General features: G+C 66.3%; 7 protein-coding genes. 2 read left to right on the forward strand and 5 right to left on the reverse strand.

Annotated features, from left to right (window positions below; all coding sequences use genetic code 11):
• Positions 1–17: 17 nt before the first annotated feature.
• The 5 genes from AB4Y91_RS09145 to AB4Y91_RS09165 all read right to left on the reverse strand — a co-directional run bounded on the left by AB4Y91_RS09145 (position 18) and on the right by AB4Y91_RS09165 (position 4,108).
• Positions 18–1,184 carry a GGDEF domain-containing protein gene (locus AB4Y91_RS09145; RefSeq protein WP_441418164.1) on the reverse strand — a complete coding sequence of 389 codons (1,167 nt, stop codon included), beginning with the start codon at positions 1,182–1,184 and terminating at the stop codon, positions 18–20.
• A gap of 105 nt (positions 1,185–1,289) precedes the next feature.
• Positions 1,290–1,817, reverse strand: coding sequence for a 2'-5' RNA ligase family protein (locus tag AB4Y91_RS09150; protein ID WP_441418165.1), 528 nt, complete (start codon positions 1,815–1,817; stop codon positions 1,290–1,292).
• A gap of 70 nt (positions 1,818–1,887) precedes the next feature.
• Positions 1,888–2,493: a malonic semialdehyde reductase gene (locus tag AB4Y91_RS09155; RefSeq protein WP_441418166.1), complete on the reverse strand. Its 606-nt coding sequence runs from the start codon at positions 2,491–2,493 to the stop codon at positions 1,888–1,890.
• Positions 2,494–2,620: 127 nt separating this feature from the next.
• Positions 2,621–3,361: a phosphotransferase gene (locus AB4Y91_RS09160; RefSeq protein WP_441418167.1), complete on the reverse strand. Its 741-nt coding sequence runs from the start codon at positions 3,359–3,361 to the stop codon at positions 2,621–2,623.
• Positions 3,362–3,544: 183 nt separating this feature from the next.
• On the reverse strand, positions 3,545–4,108 hold the full coding sequence (locus AB4Y91_RS09165) for a flavodoxin domain-containing protein (RefSeq protein WP_441418168.1): 564 nt from the start codon (positions 4,106–4,108) through the stop codon (positions 3,545–3,547).
• Positions 4,109–4,257: 149 nt separating this feature from the next.
• On the opposite strand from AB4Y91_RS09165, the gene AB4Y91_RS09170 reads away from it, so the two are divergent.
• Both AB4Y91_RS09170 and AB4Y91_RS09175 read left to right on the forward strand, forming a co-directional pair.
• On the forward strand, positions 4,258–4,728 hold the full coding sequence (locus tag AB4Y91_RS09170; RefSeq protein ID WP_441418169.1) for a GNAT family N-acetyltransferase: 471 nt from the start codon (positions 4,258–4,260) through the stop codon (positions 4,726–4,728).
• Positions 4,729–4,974: 246 nt separating this feature from the next.
• The coding region (locus AB4Y91_RS09175) for a DUF222 domain-containing protein (protein WP_441418170.1) at positions 4,975–6,000 on the forward strand (1,026 nt) is incomplete at its 3' end.

Genomic DNA, 6,000 nt, shown 5'->3' on the forward strand with positions numbered 1-6,000 from the left:
CAGCCGTGGGCCGAGGCTCAGGCCGTCTGCTCCTCGCGGAGGCTGGCGGCCAGTACCGACCGGTCCCGGCCGAGCGTTTTGGCGCGGTAAAGAGCGGCATCGGCCGACGCGATCAGGGCCTGCAGGTCCACCCGGCCGGGGCCCGTCGAGGCAATCCCATAGCTCACGGTAGGAAGCCGCGCCTCAACGTTCGGCTGTGCCTCCTGCAACCGGCGGCTGATCGTGGCCGCCATCTCGCCGGCACGTTCCGGGCTGACGCCCGGTAGGAGCAGGACGAACTCTTCGCCGCCATAGCGTCCCACGAGGTCGGTTGAACGGACCGAGGCCGTGCACGCTGCGGCGAACGTTTGCAACGCGACGTCCCCGGCCGCATGGCCGTACTGGTCGTTGACAGCCTTGAAGTGGTCCAGGTCTGCCAGAACCAGCGAGGCCGTGGTGCGGGCGTTGCCCAGGCGGCGCAGTTCGTTCTCTGCCAGATCCACAAAGGCGGTGCGGTTCAGTAGCCCGGTGAGCCCGTCAACCGTGGCGCGCGCCCGAAGGTCACGGGTCAGTTGTTCGTTGCTCAACTCGGCCATGGTGAAGGATGCGAGCACAAGGATCATCGTGGTGAGAAGGGTCGTCACCACGGAGCCGAAGTAGGTGACGAACACCGGCCCATGGGGGCCGTCAATGACAAAAACGGTCAGGCGTCCAAGATAGAAGAGGGCCAGCAGCGCTGAGCCGTAGGCGAGGGGGCGGTGCACCCTGGAGTAGTCGACGTCGAGCAGGAAGAGTTCTCGGCACGATAGCCCCAGCATCAGCGCCATCATGCCCAGCATGACCGGGCCGCCGGACCAGTCGTTCGTGGCCGGGTGGTCAAACACCGAAACGACGCCCGTCACAAAAGGCCCCGCCGTCAAGGACCACAACCTCGGAATGCTCGTCCGCAGCGACCGGGCCCCTGCCCACATGGCTCCGGCGCCGCCGACCAGCAAGGTATTTCCCAGCGGGTTTGCCCACACTTGGTGGACCGTGCCGTCCCACAGATAGGACGCGGATCCAGTCAGGAAGAGCAACAGCGCCGAACACCACCAGCCGCTGAACGGGGAACGGGTCCGCCTGAAAGTGATGAAGTAGAACAGGCACAGCAGCGTCAGGGTTACTACAGCCAAGGCAACACGCAGGGTAGAGGTGTCAAGCATCATCCTGTAGTTCCCCCAGCACGCACCTAGTGACCCAAGTATTATTCGGAGTCAAACTCTCAATTTGACCTCAGTATTGCACCTCGGACCATAAATGAAGAGGTTCATTCACAATGTGGCCTCCCAGAGCCTGAGCACCCGCCGCGTGGCATGGCCGCCGTCGGGAGCCATGTCCACCAAGGCGATCCGGTCCAGCGCCATTTGCTCGCCCGCGCGGGGGGCTTTTTCACCCCGGTGGGAAACGTGCGGACGGAAGGCAGCCATCGTGTAGCCGGGGGTTGCGACCCGGCCATGAAGAGCCTCGACCGCTGCCACGAGGGCTTCGTGGAGGGTCTGGAGCGGGGCGCTGGGTTCGATCAGGCTGACCTGGACGGAGCCGCCGCGGCCAAAGCCCGCTTCCCCGCCCACGGTCACGGTGCTGCCCAGCGCGGCCCTGGCCGGAGCGTCCATTAGCCCGGCCACCTGGGTGGCCAGGGTGTCGCCGGAGAGGACGGCGTCAGCCCCGCCGTCGTCGGCTGGCAGTTGCTCGACGACGTCGAACTTCACCAGTGTGATGTGCAGCGGCCAGGCGTCGCGCGGAAATTCCATCCCCTCGGTAACGGGTTCCAGGAAGGCGACCACAATCAGATTCCGCATGGGCCCAGTCTGCCACTGGTCGCCGACGCCCGCCCCTGCCTGTGGTTGCCTCGGCCGCTGCCTCGGTCGCTTAGACCGTGCGGACCACGTCTTCGTAGGCGAACTTCGGCTTCGGGGCGCCCCAGGCGTCCTCGGCGGCGTGGCCGATGTTGACCACCATGAAGCTCTTCTGGCTACCGTCCGGGAAGAAGGCGGTGTCGATCTTGCTGAAGTCGGCACCGGTCATCGGCCCGGCAGCGAGTCCTAGCGACCGGACGGCGAGTATGAAGTAGCCGGCCTGCAGGTGGGCATTGTTGTTGCCGGTGGCCGCGGCGAGGTCCGGGGCGGCGTCGTACATTGCCTTGGGGGCGTTGTAGCCGGGGAGGAAGTTGTCCCACTGCTCGTGCCACGCGGTGTCGACACTGAGGACCGCGACCAGCGGTGCGGAAGCCGTCTTGGCCCGGTTGCCGGCGGACAGGGCGTCCACCAGCGTGGCGCGGGCCTCGTCCGAACGGACATAGGTGACACGAAGGGGCTGCGAGTTGAACGCGGTGGGACCAAACTTCGTCAGCTCGTAGATGGCGCGGGCCTGCTCGTCCGTGACTTCACCGGTGAAGGAGTTGGCCGTGCGCGCCTGGGCAAAGATGGCGTCCACTGCTGCGGCGTCGATTACTGCTTCTTCATGGGCGATAGTCATCGCGTACCTTTCGCTGGGCTTCCACCCCGTCCGGGGCACTCTTGCTGTCCCTCGCTTCAACCGATGCCCGGGCCGGCTGCTTCCCGGGGCGCGGGGTGACGTCGCCCACAGCGGGCTGATCGTGCCGTCATGCGTCCTTCGCCAGCTGCACCATGCGAATGCTGTCGCGGCGGTACATTGCGGCGTGGTCGTTGAGTTCCGGCCGTCCCGTGGCGGCCGCCCGGCCCTCGGAATAGTCGGCGAGTTCAACAAGCCTGGCGCCGAGTGTTCTCAGCACGTCCCGGCGCGGGAACGGTAAGCCGTAGGCTGCAATCAGTTCGTCCAGGCGGCCCATTCTCTCCGGCCCCTCCGGCGCAGCGACGCCACCGCCCTCAATGAACGGCACCAACTGGTAGGCCAGATAGGCGAAATCCCAGATCCTCGGCCCGGGCGACGCCGCGTCAAAATCAAAGATTCCGGCGAACCGCTGGTCTTGGAACACCATGTTGTACGGGGCAAAGTCGTTGTGGCACACCACCTCGACCGGTTCGTGGTTTGGCAATTGCCAACTGAGCGTCTCGTGCGCCAAACCGACGCTGGAATCGTGGATCTGCCGGAGCAGGCCGGCCGCGTCCCGCAGGATCGAGGGATGCCAAATCCACTCCGGAAGCGGATACTGCACCACGTCCCCCGGCAGGAAGGACAGAATTTCGCGGCCTTGTTCGTCGAGGCCGGCTGCTGACGGAACGCGCGTGATTCCACTGGCGCGGAGCGCATCGAGCAAGGCGTGAACGGCCGGCGTCCAGGGCCCGGAGTTTCGGCGGACGGTGTCCCCCACGCGCACCACGATGCTGGAATTACCACCGGCAAGGACCTCTTCGTTCACCATCCAACCAATCTAGGGGATGGGGTGAGCGCCGGTTGGCGGTTCGGTGCCCGCCCCTTCGGTGAGGGGGACGGCGGCCGGCGCCCCGGGCGCATAGGCGCCCGGCGTCGTCGTGGTGCTAGGAGGACGAGAGCTCGCGGTGGTCGTTGGCCTGTTCGATGAGATCGGTGTCCGCCGGAACGTCGTTCAGGCGCCGGTTGGCGGGTCCGGAGGGAGACCCTGGACGCCCGCCCCCTCAGAAGATCCAGTGAGTTGGGCTGTAATGTCATCAGTCCAGTCGTCGATGGAAGTCCAATCCCGCAAGTCTCCGAAGTGGCCGCCGGTGAGCCGGAACAGGACCCGGAGCGGCCCTGGCATCTGGGCCGCCTCGTAGACACCCGAGAAGACTTTGTGGCCGCGAAGCTCAACGTCCTGGAACTGGGATTGTTCCAGGCGCTGCTGTTGTAGTGCCGCACCGCGCTTTCGAAAAAGTCTCGGCAAGGCGTCGGACATCCCCACGCTGAAGACCCAGACAGGTCGTTTGGCCAGCTCGTGCGCATTGTGTGTGAAGAACACCAAAGCCGGATCCAGCCACGCCTGATTGTGGATGGCGCTGCCGACGACGAATGCGTCGTAGCCGGAGACAGACTTAACTTCCTCCACGGACCGGCACTCGACCTCGCCCAGCGCAACAGCCATGCGGTCGGCTACGTGTTGGGCGATTTCCCTGGTGGACCCCAGTGCACTTGCGTAGGCAACGAGAACCCTCATGGTTGAACCTCCTACCGTCCTCGCTCAAGTCTGTTGGAAGCTGGGGCCGGTTGGAACCTGCCATAGGTCCCGGCACAGGCCAGCCTGCGACGGCCAGTGGCAGTATGTAGGTCGGAAGTCCGCTGTAATTTTAGGGGAAGGCTCGGCGAATGACGTTTGAGGAACTATCCGTCCGTCCGGGCGCGGAGGAAGATGCAGGCGAAGTTCGGCGGTTGTCGATCGCTTTCACACCCGCCGCCCGGGATGTGCCGCAGCAGGACTTCGACAGCCGTTACGCGAACGTACTCTCAGACGGGGCCTGGTGCGTTGCTGTGGCCCAGTCGGGCAGCCGGCTCCTCGGCTACGGACTGGCCCAGGACTTCGGGCCGGGTTTGCGCACCACCTTCACTACGGGCCGGGTCCATGACCTCTACGTCGATCCGGAGGCACGTCGGCTCGGCGCGGGGAAGGCGTTGATGGACTTCGTCTTCGATTGGGCCAGATTACGGCCGCAGCCGATGATTCTCGACTGGCAGGCGAGCCCCTCTGCCGTGGGCTTCTACGAAGCGCTGGGGTTCCCGGCCGATCGTGCGGGCGACTATCCGGACTATCCGGGTTTCACTCTTGACCTGCGCGAATAGCGGCGGCGGATAGGAGTAGTTGGAGCGCGCAGCTGGGCGGCACCGGCTGCTCCTAATAATGTCTGAGGTCTCTGATTAACTAAGTTCATGGGAATCAGTGCAGCTCTCATTGCTCGTCCGGCCGGCTGGCCGGGTGATGATGTCCGTTTTTTGTCCCTGGCCGGTCCCGCGCACGCCCGGTCCGAGGCAGGCGCCGGCTGTTCCGGTGCGGGCAATAATGTCGTAGGTCCACGGCAGGATTGATTCATGGGAACCAGTGCAGCCCTCATCGCTCGTCCGGCCGGCCGGCCGGGTGATGATGTCCGCCGGGGCCCGTCGCTGCGTAGCGTTCTGGGACAGTTACGGGAGTTGACCGCGACGGCGGTCGGGGATGCGGCGCTTTTCGGGTTCGGGGAGGCCGTGGAGTTCGCTGCCGGGGTTGAGGAGGCTGCCCGGGCCTTGGAGTACCTGCAGGTTGTTGCTGCCGGGGCGGTGGACCGGACCCGCAAGGAGGCCGCCGCCGAGAACGCCCCGGTCCTCGATGACGGTTACCGCAAGACCGGGGAGTTCCTGCGGGACCGGCTCCAGATCACCGCCGTCGAGGCCCACCGCCGGCTGGCCCTGGCCGGGGACGTGTTGCCGCGGACCGGGATCACCGGCCAGCCGCTCCCGCCCCTGCGCGAGGAACTCGCCGACGCCGTGGCCGCCGGTACCGTCCCGTCCCGGTCCGCGACCATCATCACCCTCGCCCTGGCCCGGGTCCGGCCACTGTGCGATGCGGAAACGGCCGCCCGGATGGAACACGCCCTGACCCGCACCGCAGTGGAGCACGACCCGGATTTCCTGGCCCGGGTCGCGAGGCGCTGGACGGACGCGATCGACCAGGACGGCGCCGAACCCTCCGAGGAGGTCCTGCGCCAGTTACAGGGCGCGTTCCTCCGCAAACCCCGCCACGGCCTGCAACACCTGGAAATCTTCGCCACCACCGAACAGTTCGAACACCTGCTGACCGTGATGAACACCGCCACCAACCCCCGCACCGGCACCCAAGCTCCCGGTAATGCGGCAACCGGGAGCGCGGGCAGCGAACCCGGCGCAGAAGCGGGCAGCGAACCCGGCAGCGCGGCCGGCGGCGTGGCAGGCGCCGAAGAAACACTGCTCGACCGGCGGTCGAGGCCGCAGAAATCCCTCGACGGCCTGGTCGGCGCCTGCAAAGTGGCCCTGGCTTCCGGCGCACTGCCCGCCACCGGAGGGCTCCGGCCCCAGGTCATGGTCACCATCGATTACCGCGAC

This window comes from Arthrobacter sp. YAF16 (assembly GCF_052113385.1).
GTDB lineage: Bacteria > Actinomycetota > Actinomycetes > Actinomycetales > Micrococcaceae > Arthrobacter.

Bases quoted from the DNA above. Each gene is read 5' to 3' on its own strand.
- AB4Y91_RS09145 (WP_441418164.1), bottom strand. From the start codon at position 1,184: ATGATGCTTGACACCTCTACCCTGCGTGTTGCCTTGGCTGTAGTAACC.
- AB4Y91_RS09150 (WP_441418165.1), bottom strand. From the start codon at position 1,817: ATGCGGAATCTGATTGTGGTCGCCTTCCTGGAACCCGTTACCGAGGGG.
- AB4Y91_RS09155 (WP_441418166.1), bottom strand. From the start codon at position 2,493: ATGACTATCGCCCATGAAGAAGCAGTAATCGACGCCGCAGCAGTGGAC.
- AB4Y91_RS09160 (WP_441418167.1), bottom strand. From the start codon at position 3,361: ATGGTGAACGAAGAGGTCCTTGCCGGTGGTAATTCCAGCATCGTGGTG.
- AB4Y91_RS09165 (WP_441418168.1), bottom strand. From the start codon at position 4,108: ATGAGGGTTCTCGTTGCCTACGCAAGTGCACTGGGGTCCACCAGGGAA.
- AB4Y91_RS09170 (WP_441418169.1), top strand. From the start codon at position 4,258: ATGACGTTTGAGGAACTATCCGTCCGTCCGGGCGCGGAGGAAGATGCA.